Annotated in this window: 16 protein-coding genes; 12 read left to right on the top strand and 4 right to left on the bottom strand. The window is 41.7% G+C overall.

Annotated elements, in window-relative coordinates; translation table 11 throughout:
- Positions 1–34: 34 nt before the first annotated feature.
- Both ABVF21_RS05380 and ABVF21_RS05375 read right to left on the bottom strand, forming a co-directional pair.
- Positions 35–1249: an alginate O-acetyltransferase AlgX-related protein gene (locus ABVF21_RS05380; protein ID WP_371017647.1), complete on the bottom strand. Its 1215-nt coding sequence runs from the start codon at positions 1247–1249 to the stop codon at positions 35–37.
- A gap of 21 nt (positions 1250–1270) precedes the next feature.
- On the bottom strand, positions 1271–2695 hold the full coding sequence (locus ABVF21_RS05375; protein WP_371017646.1) for an MBOAT family O-acyltransferase: 1425 nt from the start codon (positions 2693–2695) through the stop codon (positions 1271–1273).
- Positions 2696–2949: 254 nt separating this feature from the next.
- On the opposite strand from ABVF21_RS05375, the gene ABVF21_RS05370 reads away from it, so the two are divergent.
- The 11 genes from ABVF21_RS05370 (at position 2950) to galE (ending at position 18413) form a co-directional block, all read left to right on the top strand.
- A complete protein-coding gene (locus tag ABVF21_RS05370) occupies positions 2950–4242 on the top strand; it encodes an ABC transporter substrate-binding protein (RefSeq protein WP_371017645.1) in 1293 nt (430 codons plus the stop codon).
- Positions 4243–4479: 237 nt separating this feature from the next.
- Positions 4480–5760, top strand: a complete 1281-nt coding sequence (locus ABVF21_RS05365; RefSeq protein WP_371017644.1) for an ABC transporter substrate-binding protein — start codon at positions 4480–4482, stop codon at positions 5758–5760.
- A 61-nt stretch (positions 5761–5821) separates the two neighbouring features.
- Positions 5822–6673, top strand: coding sequence for a carbohydrate ABC transporter permease (locus ABVF21_RS05360; protein WP_159785293.1), 852 nt, complete (start codon positions 5822–5824; stop codon positions 6671–6673).
- Positions 6674–6780: 107 nt separating this feature from the next.
- Positions 6781–7572, top strand: a complete 792-nt coding sequence (locus ABVF21_RS05355; RefSeq protein ID WP_048312872.1) for a carbohydrate ABC transporter permease — start codon at positions 6781–6783, stop codon at positions 7570–7572.
- Positions 7573–7584: 12 nt separating this feature from the next.
- Entirely contained in the window at positions 7585–9303 is a 1719-nt protein-coding gene (locus ABVF21_RS05350; RefSeq protein WP_371017643.1) for a glycoside hydrolase family 35 protein, read from the top strand.
- Positions 9304–9316: 13 nt separating this feature from the next.
- Complete coding sequence (locus tag ABVF21_RS05345) at positions 9317–11521, top strand: alpha-galactosidase (RefSeq protein ID WP_371017642.1); 2205 nt, start codon at positions 9317–9319, stop codon at positions 11519–11521.
- A 15-nt stretch (positions 11522–11536) separates the two neighbouring features.
- Positions 11537–12526, top strand: a complete 990-nt coding sequence (locus ABVF21_RS05340; RefSeq protein WP_371017641.1) for a LacI family DNA-binding transcriptional regulator — start codon at positions 11537–11539, stop codon at positions 12524–12526.
- Positions 12527–12545: 19 nt separating this feature from the next.
- On the top strand, positions 12546–13724 hold the full coding sequence (locus ABVF21_RS05335) for a galactokinase (protein WP_371017640.1): 1179 nt from the start codon (positions 12546–12548) through the stop codon (positions 13722–13724).
- Positions 13725–13749: 25 nt separating this feature from the next.
- Complete coding sequence (gene galT / locus ABVF21_RS05330; RefSeq protein ID WP_371017639.1) at positions 13750–15282, top strand: UDP-glucose--hexose-1-phosphate uridylyltransferase; 1533 nt, start codon at positions 13750–13752, stop codon at positions 15280–15282.
- Between the two features lie 76 nt (positions 15283–15358).
- Positions 15359–17371, top strand: a complete 2013-nt coding sequence (locus ABVF21_RS05325) for a beta-galactosidase (RefSeq protein WP_371017638.1) — start codon at positions 15359–15361, stop codon at positions 17369–17371.
- A 58-nt stretch (positions 17372–17429) separates the two neighbouring features.
- A complete protein-coding gene (galE, locus tag ABVF21_RS05320) occupies positions 17430–18413 on the top strand; it encodes a UDP-glucose 4-epimerase GalE (protein WP_371017637.1) in 984 nt (327 codons plus the stop codon).
- Positions 18414–18522: 109 nt separating this feature from the next.
- Here galE and ABVF21_RS05315 read toward each other — a convergent pair whose 3' ends face one another.
- A complete protein-coding gene (locus ABVF21_RS05315) occupies positions 18523–20082 on the bottom strand; it encodes a zinc ribbon domain-containing protein (RefSeq protein WP_303534232.1) in 1560 nt (519 codons plus the stop codon).
- Between the two features lie 15 nt (positions 20083–20097).
- A complete protein-coding gene (locus ABVF21_RS05310; protein WP_371017636.1) occupies positions 20098–20583 on the bottom strand; it encodes a zinc ribbon domain-containing protein in 486 nt (161 codons plus the stop codon).
- A 197-nt stretch (positions 20584–20780) separates the two neighbouring features.
- Here ABVF21_RS05310 and ABVF21_RS05305 point away from each other — a divergent pair, with 197 nt between their 5' ends.
- Positions 20781–22184, top strand: a complete 1404-nt coding sequence (locus ABVF21_RS05305; protein ID WP_371017635.1) for a zinc ribbon domain-containing protein — start codon at positions 20781–20783, stop codon at positions 22182–22184.
- Positions 22185–22223 lie beyond the last annotated feature (39 nt).

The raw sequence follows: 22223 nt of genomic DNA, 5'->3' as shown, positions 1-22223 counted from the left end.
TCATTTATTTTGCTCAACTAAAATTTCGTTCGATTTAGTCTTCCATTGGTGTTGAGAAGCGGAAGGATTCGCCTTGAAGCATGGCGTCATTATACAAGAACAGGACTACATCAAAATCCTTATCCGCCATATACTCTGTTAAAACCTGATCATCGTTATAACGGATATCATAAACAGTAGTATTGGAGAAATGCTGGGCAATGTGGAACGCAATTGGGTTTGCGTAGGAATCTTTTAGAATCAATAGTCGGCTTTCCTTTTGAACAGCAGGATTCTCGATTGTAATTTCAGCTGTATTGTTCATGTACAGCCCACCAAAATCGATAGGATCGTTATCTCTAAATATGTCTGTACCATAGACCTGTTTAAATGTACGCTCTTTGCCGTTCCAGGAAATTTGATAGTTATCAAATAGATTATCTTTAGGTAACATGTGACAGATCTTTTCACCTGTTGCATCAACCGTTAAATAAAGCTGATTATTATAGCTTCCAATAAATTGCTTGTCGTTATAACAATTTAATTCATAGTCGCTGTCGTCTTCGTTCATGTTTGTATAGTAAGTTGAATTCTCAGAGAGAAGGTCTGCTACTTTTTGATAGCCTTCAAACGCCCCAAACATGTTCCAGTGATGGTCTGTCTTAAAGTAACGCTCTTTCAATTCATCATCAGTATATTCTTCTTTAAATTCCTTCCCAACATCAACTGTTGGGATGCTCTTTTGGTTAAATTCTGAAAAAAAGTAATCTTTCTTTTCTATTCCTGTTCCCTCTTCAATATAAGACGGCAGGATGTCGATGGTATTCACTTTATGAGGAAGAGAAGCAAAATAAACTTCCTTTCCCTCATCCTTCATCGTCGCCGCAAATTTGTTTAAGTTATCAACAGCCTTATCAATATGGGTAGAAGGCTTACTATAACTCGGTTTTGGGATGATCCAATTCGAGTCAGATACATAGTAATCAAAAATATAGGTTTTGTTCGTCATTTGCTGATATTGAAGATATGATTTCAACCAGATATTTCGACCGGGAAACTGATCAAGAAAATACGATTCAAAATCGTTCATGTATTCTCCGTTCGAAACATTCTCAATCGAAAGGTCAGGGTTTTGAGCTAGTTCTCTTTTTTCTACGTCAGATACTTCAATATCTGCTGAAACTGTAAGATAGAAGAAAACGGTAAAGATAAACGCAAAGAATAAGATAATAAGCATCCATTTCCTTGCCTTTTCAATTCGCTGAATCATAGCAAAGCTCCTTTATTGGCATTAAAACCTGAAATAAATAAATGGGTTGTAACTAGAATTGACTAATCGAACCATAGCGAAAATCATTAGCGTCATATAAATCGCTGGTTCTGAGAAAAGCGTGACGACCTGTAGTCCCTTTGCTTTCGTCGCTATACGATTGTAAATGTTGCCGATATTCGCTATGAAAGGTGTGCTGAAAATAACGCCAGCTAGGAATAATACCCAGTTATCATTCCACTGCAATAGGAACATTGAATCTACGAAAGCAGCCTGATTAAAGCCGAACATCGTTTGTAAGTATTCAAATGAATACGTAAAGTTATCAGCGCGGAAAAAGACCCAGCCGATCATGACGAGCAGTAGGACATAGATATGTTGTAGAGGCGACCATAGGCGACTTAACCATTTACCAAATCCGAGGCTTTCAATTACGATAATTGCCCCGTAGTAGAATCCCCAGGCCATAAACGTCCAGCTAGCGCCATGCCAGAACCCCGTAATCGTCCACACGATTAGAAGATTACGTACTTGTACAAGCTTTCCATGGCGATTCCCACCTAGTGGGATATAAACGTAATCTTTGAACCATGTCCCAAGAGAAATGTGCCATCTTCTCCAGAATTCTGAAATGCTTTTAGATATGTAGGGGTATCGAAAGTTCTCTAGAAAATCAAAGCCAAACATTTTTCCTAGACCAATGGCCATGTCGCTATACCCGGAGAAATCAAAGTAAATTTGGAGTGTGTAAGCAATAACACCAATCCACGCCATCATCACGCTCATTTCACCTGCGGGAGTGTTAAATGCCTGATCCGCAACAACTGCGAAACTGTTAGCTAACAGTACTTTTTTTGATAAGCCAATAATAAATCGTTTAATTCCTTCGTGTAACTTATCAGCAGTTATAGAGCGAGAATGAATTTGTTGATCAACGGTGTTGTATCGAACAATTGGCCCTGCAACGAGCTGTGGGAAAAGAGAGATATAAAGAGCTAGTGAGAAAACATTTTTCTGAACGGGTGCATCTTTTCGATAAATATCAATGACATAGCTCATCGCCTGGAATGTAAAAAACGAAATTCCAATTGGAAGAGGCAGCTCTCCAAGTTCAAAACTTGTCCCAAAGGAGCCATTAACATTAGATAATACGAAGCCTGCGTACTTAAAGTAACCAAGAATTGCAATGTTACCGATAATGGATAACGTTAGGAGGAATTTTTTTGTTGCGAGCTGATTATGAAAATGGTCAATTCCTCTCCCAAAACCATAGTTCATTATAATAGAGAAGAGCATCAGAAAGACATACTGTGGTTCTCCCCATGCGTAGAAAACAAGACTAGCAATAAGCAGTACGATGTTTCGAAAACTTTTTCTAGCAAAAAAATAAGAAAATAAAACGATCGGCATAAAAGCAAATAAGAAAACGAGATTACTAAATACCATATAGCTCCTCCAATAATTAAATATAATCCACTTAATACTATAGCATTTATATCTTTGAAATTTGCTTTTCTTCAATATTTTACAAAAACTTAAAATACATGAGGCAGAATTAAAAGATTATAGCCGTCAAAAAAGTAAATTAATCAGTAAACATTTACTTGACTAAGTTTTGAATGTACCTTAATCTATAAACGTGAATGCGCTTTCATTTTTGTCGTTCAATGTTTTTTAGTAAACAAACAGGAGGGGTTATTTTGAGAAAGGTAATCGGTCGAGTTAGTTTCTTGCTTGTTCTGATGTTAGTTCTCGGTGCTTGTTCTAGTGATAATAGCTCAAGTGAAGGGTCGGCGGGAGACGGAGATAGTAATGGTAAAAAGGTGACAGCATGGGCATGGAACATTAATGTTCCCGTTCTTGAAGAAGCGGCAGAGAAGTTTAAAGAAGAAAACCCGGATTTCGAACTAGAGGTTGTAGAACTCGGTCGCGAAGATGTTTATTCGAAATTAACGACTGGTCTTCAAGCTGGAGGGAAAGGGTTGCCAGATATCGTACTTGTCGAGGATGATCGTATCCAGGGTTATATGGAAACATTCCCTGATGCGTTCGTAAATGTATCTGATAAGGGATTTGATGAAAGCAAAGAGAGCTTTCCTACTTATAAAATAGACCTTCTTTCAAAAGACAATGCAATGTATGGCTTCCCATTTGATGGTGGTCCAACGGGCGTTTTTTATCGAACAGATTACTTTGAAAAAGCTGGTGTAAATCCCGATGATATTAAGACGTGGGATGACTTCATTGAAGCGGGGGAAAAGATCAAAGAAGCTACAGGAAAAGCAATGCTTGGCCTTGATTTGAATGGTGATGACGGTCTTTACCGTATGATGATGACGCAGCAAGGAACATTCTATTTTGATGATGAGAAGAATGTGAACTTCACTTCTGAAGAATCTAAAATGGCGGCGGAGAAAGTACAAATGATGAAAGAGGCTGGACTAGTTAAAGATACAGTGGGTTGGGACGCGTGGATTAGTGCAATGGCACAAGGTGATGTTGCGACGGCTCCTTCTGGCGCGTGGTTGAGCGGTTCTATTACTCAGCAAGCTAAAGACACAGAAGGTAACTGGGGAGTATTTAAGCTCCCGGCGTTTGAAGAAGATGGAAACCGTGCAGCGAACCTTGGTGGAAGTAACTATGTGATTACAAGCGCGAGCAAGAATCAGGGTTTGGCTTACGATTTCATGGAATTCTTTACTACTAGTGATGACGTACAGCTAACGGCGATGGACAATGGTTTGTTTCCTACGCTGAACACGATTTATGAAAATGATGCATTCACAAAGGATGTGGAATTCTTTAGCAATCAGTCAATCTGGGAGCTGTTTGCAAGCGAGATGAATGATATTCCTTCTGTGAACTATACAGGTAATTACGCGCTTGCAAGTGATGAGTCAATCAAAGCACAATCCGAAGTGATGAATGGTCAGAAATCGATTGAAGAGGCTTATAAAGCAGCCGAAGATCGGTTGAAGAATCGGATTCAATAATAGTGCGGGGGTCAGGTACGCACCTGACCCCCTATAAAGACAAAAAGAAGAAAGTGTCCGTCATAGATGGACACTTTCTTCTTTGTAACAACCTCCATTAATTGGAAAGTAAATAAAGTAGTAAACTTTTAGTAAAAGTTTACTTGACTATGTTTACCTCTTCGACTATTCTAATAAGTGTAGACGCTTTCATTACGAATTTTGAAAGTTTTCAGTAATTAATTGGAGGGGTAGTCGATGAAGAAGGTAACGGGTCTAGTTAGTATAAGTATGATGCTTGTCTTAAGTCTGTTTCTTGCGGCGTGTGGGAATGGTGGAGATGATAGTGAAGGATCAAGCGATAGCAATAAAGTAACAGCCTGGGCTTGGAATATTAATGTACCGGTGCTTGAAGAAGCAGCCGAGAAATTTAAAGAAGAAAATCCGGATTTTGAACTAGAAGTTGTTGAAATGGGTACTGATGATGTTTATTCGAAGTTAACAACTGGTCTTCAAGCAGGAGGTAAAGGTTTACCGGATATCGTCCTTGTTGAAGATGATCGCGTTCAAGGTTATATGAGTGCTTTCCCGGACGCTTTTGTAAACGTTTCCGATAAAGGGTTTGACGAAATGAAAGATAGCTTCCCATCGTATAAAACAGAGCTTGTTTCAAAAGATGGTGCAATGTACGGCTTCCCGTTTGACGGTGGACCAACAGGAGTCTTCTATCGCACCGATATTTTTGAAGAAGCTGGCGTAAATGCAGAAGATATTAAAACGTGGGATGACTATATCGAAGCTGGTAAAACAATTAAAGAAAAAACGGATAAAGCAATGATTGGTCTTGATCTGAACGGTGATGATGGTCTTTATCGTATGATGCTCAATCAGCAAGGCACATTCTATTTTGACGATGAGAAAAATGTAGCCCTCACTTCAGAAGAGTCAAAAAAGGCAATGGAAGTACAAAAGAATCTAAATGAAGAAGGACTTGTTAAAGAAACAGTAGGTTGGGACGCATGGATTAGTGCTATGACTAGTGGAGATGTTGCGACAGCTCCATCGGGTGCATGGCTGTACGGTTCGATCACCCAGCAGGGCAAGGATACTTCAGGAAAATGGGGATTAATTGAGCTACCGGCGTTTGAAGAAGGTGGCAATCGCGCATCTAACTTGGGCGGAAGTAACTACATGATTCCTAGTGCAAGCGACAATGGCGACCTAGCGTATGACTTTATGGAATTTTTCTCAACAGATGAAGATGTTCAATTATCTGCAATGGAAGGTGGTTTATTCCCTTCACTAAATACGATTTATGATAACGAGGCATTTACAAAAGAAGTTGAGTTCTTTAACAATCAGCCGATCTGGAGTCTACTTGCTGGTGAAATGGATAGCATTCCAGCCGTTAACTACACAGGAGACTATGCAGTAGCGAAGGATGAAGCTGTTAAAGCGCAATCTGAAATCGCGAACGGTAAAGGCATTGAAGAAGCATTAAAAGCATCAGAAGATCGTTTGAAAAACCGTATTCAATAAGCTAAAGAAATCATCAGGGGTTGATTCATTTCAACCCCTGTCATCTTAAGGTGGGATATTCATGAATCGAGCGAAACGTTTTCCGTATTTATTCGCAGCTCCGGCCATTCTGCTTTTCCTAGCATTTACCGTCTATCCGATTATCGCTTCCTTCGTTCTCAGTTTTCAGGAACGAGTTGGTGGAGAATACGTTTTTGCAGGATTGAAAAATTATACGCGTCTCTGGAACGATGATATTTTCTGGACGGCGATGCAGAACACATTCATTATCTTTGTTGTTCAAGTCCCAGTTATGATCATTCTTGCAATGGTACTAGCCAACGTGTTGAACAACCAGTTGTTAAAGCTAAAAGGATTTTTCCGCGTCTCATTCTTTCTTCCGGCTGTCACATCGCTTGTAGCTTACTCGATATTATTTTCGATCATGCTTCAAGAAGAAGGAATTATTAACACGGCATTAAGCTACATTGGGATTACTGCGATTCCGTGGTTATCTGATCCGTTTTGGGCAAAGGCTTCGATCATTATCGCCATGACGTGGAGATGGACAGGGTATAACATGGTTATTTTCCTTGCAGCCCTTCAAAACATTCCAGAAGATTTATATGAAGCTGCTTCACTTGATGGCGCGAATAAGTTTAAGCAATTTTTCTATATTACTGTTCCTCAGCTTAAACCGGTTATTCTCTTTGCTGGTATCCTTTCCACAATCGGAACGCTTCAGCTTTTCGATGAGCCATTCAACTTAACAGGCGGTGGACCGGCGGATTCAACGATGACCCTTGGACTTTATATTTACCAGAGTGGATTTGAATACTTTGATTTCGGCTACGCTTCCGCAATTGCATACGCGGTTGTTGTGATGGTTGGTATTCTCTCCATTATCCAATTTAAGATAGCAGGTGATGATTAATGGCTAAGAACCTTGAGGTAATTGAACAGTCGACGAATAAACTCACCCTTGCTCAAAGGCAACAAAAGAAACCTAAGAAAAAGAAAAATAAGCTAAAAGCCGTTTGGATGTATACGCTACTAAGCATCTTCCTTGTTGTTTCGATCTTCCCGTTCTACTGGATGTTTATCGGGGCTACGAACGACTCTAGTAAAATGTTTACGAACCCGCCAACGCTTTTACCTGGCGATCAGTTTATGACGAACTTAACCAATCTAAATGAGTCAATTGGTATTTTCAGAGTACTGTTTAACTCTCTCTTCGTCTCAGGACTTTATGTAGTGATTGCCCTTGCAGTTTGTGCGAGCGCAGCCTACGTTCTAGCGAAGTACAACTTCAAAGGGAAAAAGTTCATCTTTACTGCATTCTTGCTTTCCATGATGATTCCTTACCAGGCAACACTGATTCCGTTGTTCCAAATGATGTCTGATTTTAATCTATTAAACACATACTTTGCGGTTATTGCACCGCAATTGTGCTTCCCGTTTGCGATTTTCTTATTAAGACAGAACTTCCTGGCATTCCCTACAGAGTTGATGGAGTCAGCACGTCTTGATGGCGCAAGCGAAACGCGTATCTTTATCTCGATCGTCATTCCATCAATGCGACCAGCTTTAGCAGCTGCTTCGATCTTCCTTTTCATGACGCAGTGGAACAACTTTATGTGGCCGCTCGTTGTATTGAATACGAACGATATGTACACATTCCCTGTTGCGCTATCTAGCTTAATGGGACTCTCTTATATCGACTATGGTCAAGTGATGATGGGCGTTACGTTAGCGACTGTTCCGATCATTGCATTCTTCTTAACACTGCAAAAACAATTTATTTCAGGTATGCTCGGAAGCGCCTTGAAATAGTAGGAGGCTGTTATGCTGGAAGCGAGAAAGAACCACTTTTACTTAAATGACGAACCTTTTCAAATTCTTTCTGGAGGCCTTCATTACTTCAGAGTTGTCCCTGAGTATTGGAAAGATCGCCTTCAGAAGCTGAAGGCACTTGGACTGAATACGGTAGAAACATATATACCATGGAACTTTCATGAACCGAAGAAGGGTCAGTTTCATTTTGAAGGAATGGCTGATGTGGAGCGGTTCATAGCTGAAGCACAGGACGTTGGGCTTTATGTTATTCTTCGTCCTTCTCCTTATATTTGTGCAGAGTGGGAAATGGGAGGGCTTCCTTCTTGGCTACTAAAAGAAGATGACATGGCGCTTCGCTGTAGTCATCCTGCTTTTCTAAGACATGTAGAGGAATACTTTAATGATCTTCTTCCACGGTTGAAGCCTTTCTTACAAAAGAACGGCGGTCCGGTGATTGCCTTTCAAATTGAAAATGAATATGGCGCATATGGCAACGATCAGAACTATCTTGAGTTTCATAAAGAACAGTACGAGAAACATGGCATTGATACGTTTTACTTCACATCAGACGGACCAGATTTCATTAAACAGGGTTCAATGGATAACGTCGTAACGACGCTAAATTTTGGTTCCAGACCAGAAGAAGCCTTTGCGGCACTTGAAGCGATGAAACCTGATTCACCTAAAATGGTCGCGGAATTCTGGATCGGCTGGTTTGATCACTGGAGCGGCGAGCATCATACACGTGACGCAAAGGAAGCAGCGGAAGTGTTCCGGAAGTTAATGGATATGGGCGCATCTGTGAATTTCTACATGTTCCACGGTGGAACAAACTTTGGTTTCTATAACGGTGCGAATCATTACGAAAAATATGCTCCGACGATTACTAGCTATGACTACGATTCGCTCTTAACAGAATGGGGCGACGTGACAGATAAGTATCTCGCGATGGCGGAAGTGTTGAAAAGCGTAGCAGACGTTTCCATTGAAGACGTTTCTAAAGTTGAGACGAAAAGCTATGGAGAAGTGAAGCTATTGGAGAGCGCAAGCCTTTTCGATGTTCTCCAAGAAGTAGGAACCAGGGTAGAGCACGTTGCACCACGGAGCATGGAGAAGATTGATCAGAGTTTCGGCTACACGCTTTATCGAACTTCGATTAACGACACTGGAACGTTTGAGCTTGATACAACGCCAATTCATGATCGAGCTTTTCTTTACGTCAATGGGAAACATGAGGCGACGGTTTCAGTAAATGATGAGTCAAAATCGGTTATGATCCCGTTTCCGAATGAAGTAAATGTTTTTGAAGTTCTTGTTGAAAACCTTGGAAGAGTGAATTATGGAAAACATCTATCTCACCAGAAGGGGATTGTGCAGAATCTCTGGCTAAACAACCAGTATTGGTTTGACTGGGAAATGATCAAGATTGAAGGAGATCGTTTACCGAAGACGTATTCATTAGGAGAACGTTATCCGAAATATTTCAAAGGCATATTCCAAGCTGATCAATGCTATGATACATTTGTTGATTTGGAAGGGTTTACAAAAGGGAATGTTTATATTAATGGCTTTAATCTTGGTCGCTACTGGCAAACGATGGGACCACAGCAGCGTCTTTACTTGCCTGGTCCACTGTTAAATGAAGGTGCAAATGAAGTTGTCGTTCTGGAATTAGAAGGACATACTGCAAGCAGCGTAACACTAGTGAACGAACCTAAACTCGGATAAAGGATCGATGGCAATGAGCATTCTGGTTAATCAACAGCAGTTTCATCTAACGAATGGAAAGATCAGTTACATCTTTCATATTTTAAAAAATGGTCAGCTCGGTCATTTGTATTTCGGAAAAGCGCTTCGTCCTGATCGTGATTATCGTCATTTTCAGAACACGAACAATCCAACGCCGGCTAGCTGTCATTCATATGAGAACGACGCGGCTTTTTCGCTTGAAACGATTAGGCAGGAGTACCCGGCCTATGGAAAAGGAGATTTTCGAGAGCCTGCCTTTATGGTGTCAGCAGGTCAAAAGCCTATAGCGAACTTTGTTTATAAATCACATGAGCAAGTGAAAGGGAAGCCTCGCTTGAAAGGTTTGCCGGCCACTTATGCGAATGCGCAAGAAGCGGAGACGTTACTCATTGTGTTGGAGGATAAGTATCAGAAGGTTGAGCTTCATCTCAGCTACACGATTTTTGAAAATGAATCTGTGATTGCGAGGAACGCGCGTCTTATTAACAACACAGATAGCGAGCTATCTATTGATCGAATGATGTCACTGTCAGTTGATCTTCCTTATGCTGATATGGAAATGGTGCACCTCTCAGGAACATGGGCCCGTGAGCGTCATATGAAAACGAGGAAATTAGAGCAGGGCATTCAGTCCGTTTCGAGTATTCGTGGAGCAAGCTCTCATCATCACAATCCATTTCTTGCACTAAAAGCAATGGATGCAACAGAACATACGGGTGAAGTGTTTGGATTCCAGTTCGTGTATAGCGGGAATTTTCTAGCGCAAACGGAAGTTGATCATTATGGCGTGGCACGTGCCCAGCTTGGTATTCATCCTCTTGGTTTTAAGTGGAATCTTCGTCCTGGTGAATCGTTCCAATCACCAGAAGCGATAATAGTTTACTCTGATCAAGGATTGAACGGAATGAGCCAAACGTTCCATCATCTTTACCGCAATCAGTTGATTAGGGAACAGTGGAAAAAGAAAGAGCGCCCTGTCTTAATTAATAACTGGGAAGCTACTTACTTTGATTTTAATGAAGAGAAGCTTATTCATTTTGCGAAAGAGGCAAAAGAACTTGGTGTTGAACTTTTCGTCCTTGATGATGGCTGGTTTGGTAAGAGAAACAATGACCGATCATCACTAGGAGATTGGACGGTTGATCTTAACAAACTCCCAGATGGCATTGCCTCTCTAGCTGAAAAAGTGAAGGAAACGGGATTGCAATTTGGATTGTGGTTTGAGCCTGAAATGATTAGTACTGATAGTGAACTCTACAGAGAGCATCCAGAATGGGCGGTAGGAATTCCAGGTGAGCACTTTACGCTTGGACGCAATCAGCGAGTGCTTGATTATACACGTACAGAAGTAGTGAATTATATTTTCGAACGAATGAAAGCGATCATTGAGTCGACGAAGCTGGATTATATTAAATGGGATATGAATCGGAACATTACGGAGGCCTACTCTGCAGGTTTAGAGCACCAGGGAGAGTTTTTCCATCGCTACATTCTCGGTGTCTATGATCTTTATGAACGGTTAACATCAGAGTTTCCAAATGTACTGTTTGAATCGTGTGCGGGCGGCGGTGGTCGTTTTGATCCGGCTCTCCTTTTCTACGCCCCACAAGCATGGGCGAGTGATGATACAGATGCGGTGGAGCGACTGAAAATCCAATATGGTACCTCTATCGCTTATCCTATCTATAGCATGGGTTCTCACGTATCAGCCGTTCCAAACCACCAAACGCTTCGTTCAACTCCGCTGTCAATGCGGGCAGATGTCGCGTATTTTGGAACCTTTGGTTATGAATTGGATCCTTCAACCCTGTCTGATGAAGAAAAAGAAATTGTAAAAGAACAAATTAAACGATACCAGTCATTTCGACATCTTGTCCGTGATGGTGATTTCATTCGCTTACAAAGTCCGTTTGAAAGCAATGAAACGGCCTGGATGATCGTTTCGTCGAATCGAAATGAAGCTCTTGTTGGCTGGTATAAATCATCAAGCACTCCGAATCCACGCACCAATCAGTTTGTGAAATTAAAAGGTTTAGCTCCTGATCGTCATTATAACGTCGATGGGGAGACATACTTCGGAGATGAACTGATGCAGCACGGCATTCCGCTTCCGGTTGAGTTCAATGGAGCGAATGGCGAGCAAGCTGAGCGCGGTGGTGACTTTCAATCGAAAGTGTTTTATTTAAAAGCAGAATAAAAAAGGATGATGACCATGGCAACGATTAAGGACATCGCACAAAAAGTGAAATGTTCGACATCGACCGTTTCACGCGTCCTCAACTATGATGAAACGTTATCTGTTTCAGATGATACGAAAAAGCGGATTTTTGAAGTGGCGGAAGAGCTCTCTTACAGTAAGAAGCGCGGAAAGAAGTCACTTACACCAAAAATCGCAATCATTCACTGGTATACGGAAAAGGAAGAGTTGAATGACCTGTATTACATGTCGATTCGACTTGGGGTTGAGCAACGCTGTCAGGAAGACCGACTTGAACTTGTGAAAATTTTTAAAGATAACTATGATGAGCTAGAAAAGGAAAACATTCAGGGCATGATTGCCGTTGGTAAGTTTAGTAGTCAAGAAATAGCTTCATTAAATAAAGTCACTCCTAATATCGTATTCGTTGACTATGATCCAGATAATGAAAAGTACGACGCGGTTGTCGTAGATTTTGAAAAGGCGACAAAAAAAGTGCTCGATTATTTTGCGAGTAAAGGTCATGAGAGAATTGGCTACATTGGTGGCAGAGAAACATTTCGAGATGCTAGTGCTGAAATTGTTGATGAACGCGAAATCACGTTCAAGCGCTATATGACGGAACGTGATCAGGATCATGAATCTTACGTGTACACAGGATCGTTTACGGTAGATGATGGTTATTCCCTTATGAATCGTGCGATCGAAGAGCTTGGAGAGAAGCTACCGACTGCTTTCTTTGTCGGGAATGACACAATGGCGATTGGATGTCTCCGCGCTCTTCATGAGAACGGCGTAGCTGTTCCTGATCGCGTTAGCTTAATTGGAGTGAATGACATTAGCGTTTCGAAGTATGTTTATCCTGCTTTGAGTACGGTCAAAGTGTACACAGAACTGATGGGTGAAACGGCTGTTGGCCTTTTGATGGAGCGTCTATTGAGAAGGAAAGTAGCCAAAAAAGTGACGATGTCGACAAAACTGAAGCTGCGGAAGAGCAGTAAATAAACGAGGCCGGGTGAAATTAATGAAAACCCTATACGAAACATTTCGAGAGGTGTATGGAGAAGGTGGCGAGATAAGAAGCTTCTTCTCGCCAGGGCGCGTCAATTTAATTGGCGAACATACGGATTATAATGGGGGACACGTTTTTCCATGCTCGCTTAGTATTGGTACCTATGCCGTTGCTAGAAAAAGAAAAGACAATCTTATTCGGTTTTATTCGCTGAACTTCAAAACGCAAGGTGTGATGACAGTTGATTCAACAAGTCTTGCGTATGATGCTGAACATGATTGGGCGAATTACCCGAAAGGCGTTGTTTCGATCTTTAAGGAGTCAGGTTACGACGTTAGCGGATTTGATGTCCTTTACTTTGGAAACATTCCGAATGGAGCGGGACTTTCGTCTTCAGCGTCAATCGAACTTGCGACGGCTGTTCTATTAAATGAACTAAATCACCTTCATCTTGAGATGGTGGAAATGGTGAAAATCAGTCAGCGTGCTGAAAATGAATTTGTAGGCGTAAACTGTGGCATCATGGATCAGTTTGCCATTGGGATGGGGAAAGAAAAAGCAGCGGTTCTTCTTGATTGCAACACGCTTGCTTATAGCTACAGCCCGGTAGTTCTAGAAAAAGCTTCACTCGTTATTGCAAATACGAATAAACGAAGAGGACTTGCTGATTCAAAATATAATGAGCGACGTTCTGAATGTGAGCGGGCACTCGCCGAGCTTCAAGAACATGTTTCGTTTCAATCACTTGGTGATTTAACAATTGACTCGTTTGAAGCGCATAAACACCACATTACAAATCCGATTGATCAGAAACGTGCGAAACATGCAGTGTATGAAAACGTTCGTACGATTGAAGCGGCTAAACGTTTAAAGGCTGGAGAAATTGAAGCATTTGGTCAGTTAATGAATGAGTCACACGTTTCCTTGCGCGATGATTATGAAGTAACTGGTTTTGAGCTTGATGCTTTAGTAGAAGCTGCATGGTCAGAAGAAGGTGTGATTGGCTCTCGGATGACTGGGGCAGGGTTTGGTGGCTGTACGATCAGCATTGTGGAGGATCAATTTTTAACATCATTCCAAACTAATGTAGCGAAAACATATAAAGAGAAAACGGGCTTAACACCTGAATTTTACGTTGTGGAAATAGGTGCAGGAGCAAGAGAAATAAATCAGCTTTCGGAAGCACTGTAATTCTTGAGAGGAGTGGAGAGAAACCATGACGAACATCGATCAAGAGATTAACCGTCTCCTCCAATACGGATTGAATAAACATCTTTTTCGTGAGTGGGATTTATCATATGTTCGCAATCAAATTCTAGAAGTTCTTCAGCTTGAGGAGATCGATACAAGTGATGTTCCTGCGAATATTCCAGATAGCCCTGTTTCGATTTTAGATCGCATCCTGAATTGGGCATATGATCATGATCGACTAATAGAAAATACGGTAACTTATCGTGACTTGCTCGATACAAAAATTATGGGATGTTTAACCGAGCGACCTTCAGAAGTGATTGAGAAGTTTGAAGCGACTTATGAACATGCCGGCCCTGAAGCAGCAACGGCTAACTTTTATCAATATTCAAAAGACGTTCACTACATTCGTACCGATCGCATAGCAAAAAATGAAGACTGGCTTACTGAAACAGAGTATGGTGAGATGAAAATCACGATCAACCTTTCTAAACCAGAGAAAGATCCGAAAGCGATTGCGGCAGCCAAAACGTTGAAGTCAAGCGGATATCCTAGGTGTCTGCTTTGTAAAGAGAACGAAGGGTATGCGGGACGATTAAATCATCCTGCGCGACAAAATCTTAGGATGATCCCTATAACCCTTGAAGAGAAACAGTGGTATTTGCAGTACTCTCCATACGTTTACTACAACGAACATGCGATTGTGTTATACGGTGAACACGAGCCGATGAAAATTTCACGAGGTACGTTTGACAGGCTACTAGAGTTTGTTGGCAAGTTTCCTCATTATTTTATCGGCTCGAATGCTGATCTACCAATCGTAGGCGGTTCGATATTAAGTCATGATCATTTCCAGGGAGGGAAGCATGAGTTCCCGATGGCGAAAGCAGAGATGGAGCGAAACGTCGTTCTATCAGCTTATCCGAACGTGAAGGCAGGCATTGTGAAGTGGCCGATGTCTGTGCTACGACTTCAAAGCAACGATCGAGATGAACTTGGCGAACTGGCTGATGCGATTCTTCAATTCTGGAAGGGATATAGTGATGAGAGTGTTGATGTTCGCGCGGTTACAGGTAATGAGTCTCATAACACGATTACACCTATAGCTCGTCGAAATGGCGAACACTATGAGCTTGATCTTGTACTCCGGAACAATCGTACAACGAAACAGCATCCAATGGGACTTTTTCACCCCCATGCAGAAGTGCATCATATAAAAAAAGAGAATATCGGTTTAATTGAAGTAATGGGGCTAGCTGTGCTTCCTGGTAGATTACAAGAAGAGCTTCACTTGCTTGGTGAATCTCTTATAAATGAAAATCCGCTAGAAAGTATTAAGCAAGATGATCGCATTCAGAAACATGTTACATGGGCTGATTCTCTTCTTAAGAAGTATTCAGACCTGAATTCATCGAATGTACAGGGACGATTGCGTCATGAGGTTGGGTTGATCTTCTCCAATATTTTAAGCCATGCAGGCGTTTTTAAACGAACGGCTTCAGGTCAGGAAGCATTTGACCGCTTTACACATGAGCTTAACAACCATTTAAACCAATAAGAGCTTGCCGATTCTGGCGGGCTTCTTTTCTCATTGATTTAATACTCAAAAAAATAGATCGGTAAAAGGAGCTAACATGATGTATGTAGGTGTTGATTATTACCCGGAACAGTGGCCGAAAGAGCGTTGGACAGAAGATGTACGATTGATGAAAGAACTCGGTGTGAATGTCGTTCGAATTGCTGAATTCGGCTGGCAGCTGATGGAGCCTGAGGAGGGAACGTTTGATTTCTCGCTTTATGATGAAGCGATCGACCTAATGACAAGTAACGGCATCGAGGTTGTTCTTGGGACACCAACGGCCACGCCGCCTGCGTGGATGGTTGAAAAGTATCCAGAAATTTTACCTGTGGATCCTAACGGAACAGTCATTTCATTTGGAGCGAGACGTCACTATACCGTGAACAGTGAAGTATATCAAGAATTGACAGCAAAGATTGTTGAGAAAATGGCGAAACGCTATGGTCAGCACGAAGGAATTATTGGCTGGCAAGTAGACAATGAATACGGTCATGAAAAATCTGATCGAAGCTATGGAGAAGTGGATCAAAAAGCATTCCAAATTTGGCTACAGCAAAAATACGAAACGCTTGATGCCTTAAATGAAGCTTGGGGTACGGTTTTTTGGAGTCAAACGTATACAGCGTGGTCACAAATCCCTGTGCCTCGTAAAGTATTACAGGAACATAATCCAAGCTTGCTTCTTGATTTTGATCGTTTCTGTGCGGATGCGTATACGTCTTATAATAAGATTCAAACTGACATTCTTCGTAAACATATTCGCTCGGATCAGTGGATTACGCATAACTTCGTATTTACGGACTTAGCGATTAATCAATGGGATATGGCAAAGGATCTTGACTTCATTTCATTTGATAACTATCCGGTATGGGGCGGTTTACCAGAACCGATTGCGCCTGCTGCAATCGCACATCAACACGACCTTTGTCGCTCTTCAAAGGGTGGAAAAGGCTTCTGGGTAATGGAAGAACTTTCAGGAGCGCAAGGGTGGAGTCGCATCGGTTACTTACCTCGTCCAGGTCATATTAAACTTTGGACGTATCAGGCAATTGCTCGTGGAGCGGAAGCAATTGTTTATTTCCGCTGGCGTGCGGCACGCTTTGGGACGGAAGAGTTTTGCCATGGAGTACTCGATCATGATGGTAAGCCAAAGCGTAAATATAATGAAGTGAAAGAAGTAATCGATTCTCTTAGCGTGTTTGGGGATGAGTGGATTGCGTCTAAGTACCAGGCGGAAGTGGCTGTGTATTATGATGTCGAGAACGCCTGGGCATGGGGCATTCAGCCGCAAAGCAATGCATTTGAATACAAGCAAGAATTTCTCCGCTTCTATAGTCCTGCGCACCGTATGAATGCCATGACGGACATTGTGACGAAAGAAAGCAAGCTAGATGGGTACAAAGTACTCGTTGTACCGGTTTATTTTCTTACAGATCCAGTTGTAAACGACAAAATTTCACGTTTTGCTGAGCAAGGTGGAACGGTGATCTTATCCTATCGCGCCGGTGTGAAGGAACAGAATAACTTTGTTGTAGAAGATACGTTGCCAGGCGCACTACGTGAGCTTGCAGGAGTGGAAATTAATGAATATGAATCACTCCAGCTCGGACAAAACAACGAGGTTGAAGGCGTTCAGGGTGCAATGAAAGGCATGAGCTCCGTTGCTTCCATCTGGTGTGATCTCGTTGAACCGACAACTGCGGAAGTACTTGCTGAATATCGCTCTTGCTTCTACGAAAAAACGGCGGCGATTACAAAAAACACATATGGAAAAGGAACGGTCTATTACATCGGCTCTGCACTCCAGCAGGAAATAATGGATGCTCTTTATGCAGAAGTTTTCCAAGAAACAGACGTAACAACGATCGCTTCAAGTGAAAACGTAGAAGCTGTCACGCGTACAGGACAAGACGGGGAGGTATTCTTGTGTGTTGTGAATCATTCGACGGACGAAAAAGGGTCGCTAACATTGCCGAAAGGAACCTGGGTAGATGCCGTTTCTCATGATGAATTTAGTGGAGAAATGTCTATTAAACCGCTTGGATCGTCTGTACTAAAGCTTAATTAGTATTTTCCGGGAAATAACGATAGATTTCGACGAAGTTTTACTAAATGGAGGGAATAACATGGCGATTTTAGTTACTGGTGGAGCCGGTTATATTGGTAGCCATACGGTTATGTACTTGCGTGAGCAAAAAGAAGACGTAGTCGTGCTGGATAATCTAACAAAAGGTCACGAGCAAGCTGTGCTTGACGTTCCTTTGTATAAAGGGGACTTAACAGATGGGAAAGTGATTGATCAAATTTTTGCCGATCACTCGATCGATTCTGTCATTCACTTTGCTGCGAGCTCGCTAGTTGGAGAAAGTGTTTCGAATCCGCTTGAATATTATCGAAATAACGTAGCGGGTTCTCGGGCGCTTGTTTCAAAGTTAGTTGAACACGATGTAAAGTACATTGTGTTCTCCTCGACAGCGGCCACCTATGGGAATCCAGAACGTACTCCGATTCAAGAGAGTGACGCTACCAGTCCAACAAATCCATATGGCGAAACTAAGCTAGCGATTGAGAAGATGCTTCACTGGTGTGATGATGCTTATGGGCTTAAATCAACCTCTCTTCGTTACTTTAATGCTGCTGGTGCTGATCCAGAAGGAAGAATTGGGGAAGATCATCAACCCGAGTCTCATCTTATACCAATCGTTCTACAAGCTGCACTTGGTCAAAGAGAAAAGGTATCTATTTTCGGTAATGATTATGATACGAAGGATGGCACGTGTGTGCGTGATTATATTCATGTGCTTGACCTTGCGCAGGCTCACTACCTTGCTTTGAAAAAGATGAAAGAAACGAATGAGAGCGGTGTATACAATCTTGGAAATGGAAAAGGGTTTACGGTTAAAGAAGTGATTGATACGTGTCGAAGCGTGACAGAAAAAAAGATCGAAGCAGAAGTAGCTCCACGCCGTGCCGGAGATCCAGCGACACTGATAGCCTCTTCGTCAAAAGCAATGAGCGAACTTGGCTGGAAGCCAGTATACCCAGAGCTCGCGCAGATTGTATCTCATGCCTGGAGCTGGCATCAAAACAATCCGAATGGATATGAGTGAGGAAGAAATGTAAGGGGGTCAGGCGCGAGCCTGACCCCCTAAAAAGACAAAAAGAAGGAAATGTCCACTCTCAGAGGATTGAATAGAAACGAAAGAAAGTCCCTTTCACTTATTGTGTTCGGTACCTCTTCCAATAAGCGCCACATATGGATAGGAGAGTTGAGTAGATAAAACACTTAAAAAATGTAGCAATTGCCGAGAATCCAATAAAAAGAAATGGGACTTCTGTAATGTCGCTAATTTCTCCGGCGAAGCTCTCCAAATTAAAGGTGAATCCTGTATTCAAGCCTGCAGCTAATAACGACATCATAAAGGCGTATAGCAAGCCGAAGATAATCATGCGATGGAACTGAATTGCTCCTCCCTCGTGCATCCGATAACCTGCCCAAATGAATAAACATAGTGGAATCAGCAAACCAATCATCATGTAGATCTTCGTGTTACCTGGGTCGCTAAATAAGTAGGTGAAAAAATAAAAAGATTCATTTGTTTCGATCTTCATCCCACCAAGTACTGAATAGATCATTTGAAATTTCTCGCCTGGAATATTTATATCGAAGGTAAGGGAAGAAAGGTTCAGCGTGTTCCATAGAAGAAACCCTCCTTGAAAAACGATGATAAGAAAATAACTCGTCGGAATATCTTGAAAGCTAATAAGTGAGTTATCGTCGAACATAAAGCGATAAAGGAAGAGAATCATCAAGACGATTGAGGTGGAGACCCCTAGTGTGAGTGTGCGCAATCCTTCTTTAAGGGGAGAAGAAGTTAATTCTTTCATTGACCGACTGCCGTACAAACTACCAATAAACGAAAAGATTGTTCCAAGGAATAAACCACCAAATAAAGCTTTCAAAAACGGATAGTTATTCTCAATTGATAAACTCGATACGATTCCACCCTCTTGTGCAGAAGCTTCAAAGTTGAATCCAGCGAAAAGAGCGATCATCGCTGTCAGTAATCCGTAAATCATTCCGATAAGAAGTGAAGAAAGCCAGTATTGCTGGAGGGTACACGTTGTTTTTCGTCCATATATATATCCAGCAAGCAGTAGTGCAATGAGAGGTAGTAATAAAAGAATGAGCATTCCTGAATGGAGTTCGATCTCTCCGCTCAATAAACTTCCCGTCCCTTGCGTGTTGAAAGAAAGGATTGAATTGAGAAGGTGAGCTGACATCCAGTAGTCTGTCATTCCATAAAAAGGTTCTACAGTTAACTCCGAATTTTCGTTGCCAAAGTAATAATAAAATTCATTGATTACTTTCGTTGGACCTAACTCAGTGAATTCTTCAAGAGTTTGCTGAAAAGTAGCGGCTTGTTGCTGAAATCCCTCCGATACAATAAACGACATAATACCAACAACTAGAAATGCGAGAAAACCGCATAGTATCGCAAACTTTTTATTAATGGCGCTAAGATCTGGTATCGCGTGCGAAGGAGCTGCTACTTTTTCTTTTGCGCGTTCTACTTTAAATGGAATGAGAGTGAGTTGAAAAGAACCGCACTGAATACAGTAGGGATGATCACTAGTATTCGATGTACCACAATCTGAACAAAACTTTGGTGATGCAGTCGTGACGGTGTGATGTTCTGTGTGAAGCTGAAATGTCCCATCAAAGGGGCAATAATTATCACCAAACGGAACTTCGTTACCACACGTTGTACAGTACATGACTTTAATCACCTCCTAGCCGTTTTTCGAACCACAACACCCACAAAATAAAGCCGTCTCAGGGATTTCTTCCTTGCAGGTGGGACATTGAACTGTCGGTACTGGTATTGGTGCTTCTGATAATTGAACTCGATTGCCACAGCTGCCGCAAAACGTATCCTCTTCATTAACGGCTGCTCCGCACTCACATACGTCACCACCCGGTTCCTTTCGCAATTGACTCTCTAAAGCTCTGTTCGCTTGATAGAGTTCTAGATCATATTGAAGTAGGCGCTCAGCTTGTTCATTTAATTCGGGTTGTTGGATCTCCCCTTTACGGATCAAACGATAGGTGAGTTCGCCAAGCTGACTAATGATTCTTGTTCGGTTTGTGGCAGCATCGCTCGCGTTTTTCTTAAGCTGTGAAACTTCCTGAGCTGTTTGAAGTTTGCTTTTTCCTTGCTGAAGACCATCTTGAAGTTTTGATAGTCCTCCGCCTATTTTAGTTTGCAAATCTGACATTATCATTCCTCCTTATTAAGTGAAATAAAAGTTTCCTGCCAGGATTTTCAGGGAGCTTGTGCTTTTGACGTACTTTTTCATAGTTATGTACAAAGTCCTTAATCATGTTAAAAAATGCATAGGAAAATAGTAGGGAAAAGTGGTCATAATTAGAAATCTCTCCCATATGATTTGGAATAATGGGTGGAGGTGGGAAGATGAATTGGTGTCATCACTGCAACAGGGAAGAGGCCGGTGCATTTTGTGTGAAATGTGGACAAAAGGTAACGAGAACAGCTCCTGCACAGGGAAAGAAAAAAGGGTGGCTGTTATGGGGATCAATCGTTGTAGGAATTATGATCGTACTAATAGGCAGTTTTATTACCTTAAGATGGATATCTTCTCCTGAACGTGCAGTTGATCAATTTCGAGAGGCTCTGTTGCAAGAGGATTATGAAGCGATCGGGGAAGCTATTCCAAAGGTTAATCCTGTTCTTTCGCATGAAGCTGAGATTGCGAGTTTTGTATCGTTATTAAAGAATCATCCAGATCAACGGACACTATTGCTTCAAGATTTAGAACGACAAGCAATGGCGATAGAGGACCATACACTCACGAGTCGGAACGAAGAATTGCTGGTCCAATTGGAATTAGTAAAGGAAGGTAAGACTTTTTATCTTTTCAATAATTATGTCATTTCACCTGTACCTATTTACGTACAGCTTCATACACAATTCTCTAAAACAGCTCTATATATTAACGAGGAAGAGAGCGGCACAATTGGAGAAAAGGGGAAGAAAATGGGTCCGTTCCTTCCAGGGGACTATCATTTTGAAACAAAGTTAGAAAATGAAGGTTATAAGATGCGGGGAGAAGCGGAAGTAGAATTGATTAAACCGGGCAAACATTTAGAAGTGGACCTTCCTGTAAACGGTGCGTTTCTAACACCTAATTCCAATTATGAGGATGCTCGCTTGTTTATTAATGGGAAAGATACCGGGGAAACGATTAGCAAAACCGGTCAAATAGGTCCCTACCCAACAGACGGTTCGGTTGTGATGCATGCAGAAAAAAACTTCGAAGCTGGCGTAGTTAAAAGTCCTTCCGTTCAATTTGAAGGTGAGGATGTTTATTTCGTTATTGATTATAGTGAACCAGAACCTGTAGTGATCGAGAAGGAAGTGGCAATCGATGTTCCAGAGAATGGTCGTGATGAGACGAATGCAATAATAGCGGCAGTGAACACGTATTTATATGACTGGATAAAGGCTTATGAGAATTTAGACACGGGCTACTTTTCAAATCTAACACCTGAGTTAAATTTGTATTTTGAAGATCGCTTTGTTTCAGTGAAAGAAAATAATGCGGCCTTTACGGGAGAAGTGTTAGAAGCAGCTTTTGACCTCGACAGCCTCTACATCGACTCTTCCGGCAAGAAAGCAGAAATCGACGTTCTCATTACGATGGATTCAGCGAACCATGACCGAGGCGAGAGCAATGTGAAGACAGTGGTAACTTCAAATGCGTTTCATTATAAACTTGTAAAAAGCGGAGGGGAATGGTTGATTGATAGTCGAGAAGAAGTGGATAACATCGACTTAACAAATGCTGTGGTATATTAAAGTGGTATTGCAGAGGGGGTTAGGCGCATATCTGACCCC

This window comes from Pseudalkalibacillus sp. JSM 102089, from assembly GCF_041366475.1.
GTDB classification, from domain to species: Bacteria; Bacillota; Bacilli; order Bacillales; family Guptibacillaceae; genus Guptibacillus; species Guptibacillus hwajinpoensis_B.
This window is presented reverse-complemented; position numbering and strand designations above follow the sequence as displayed.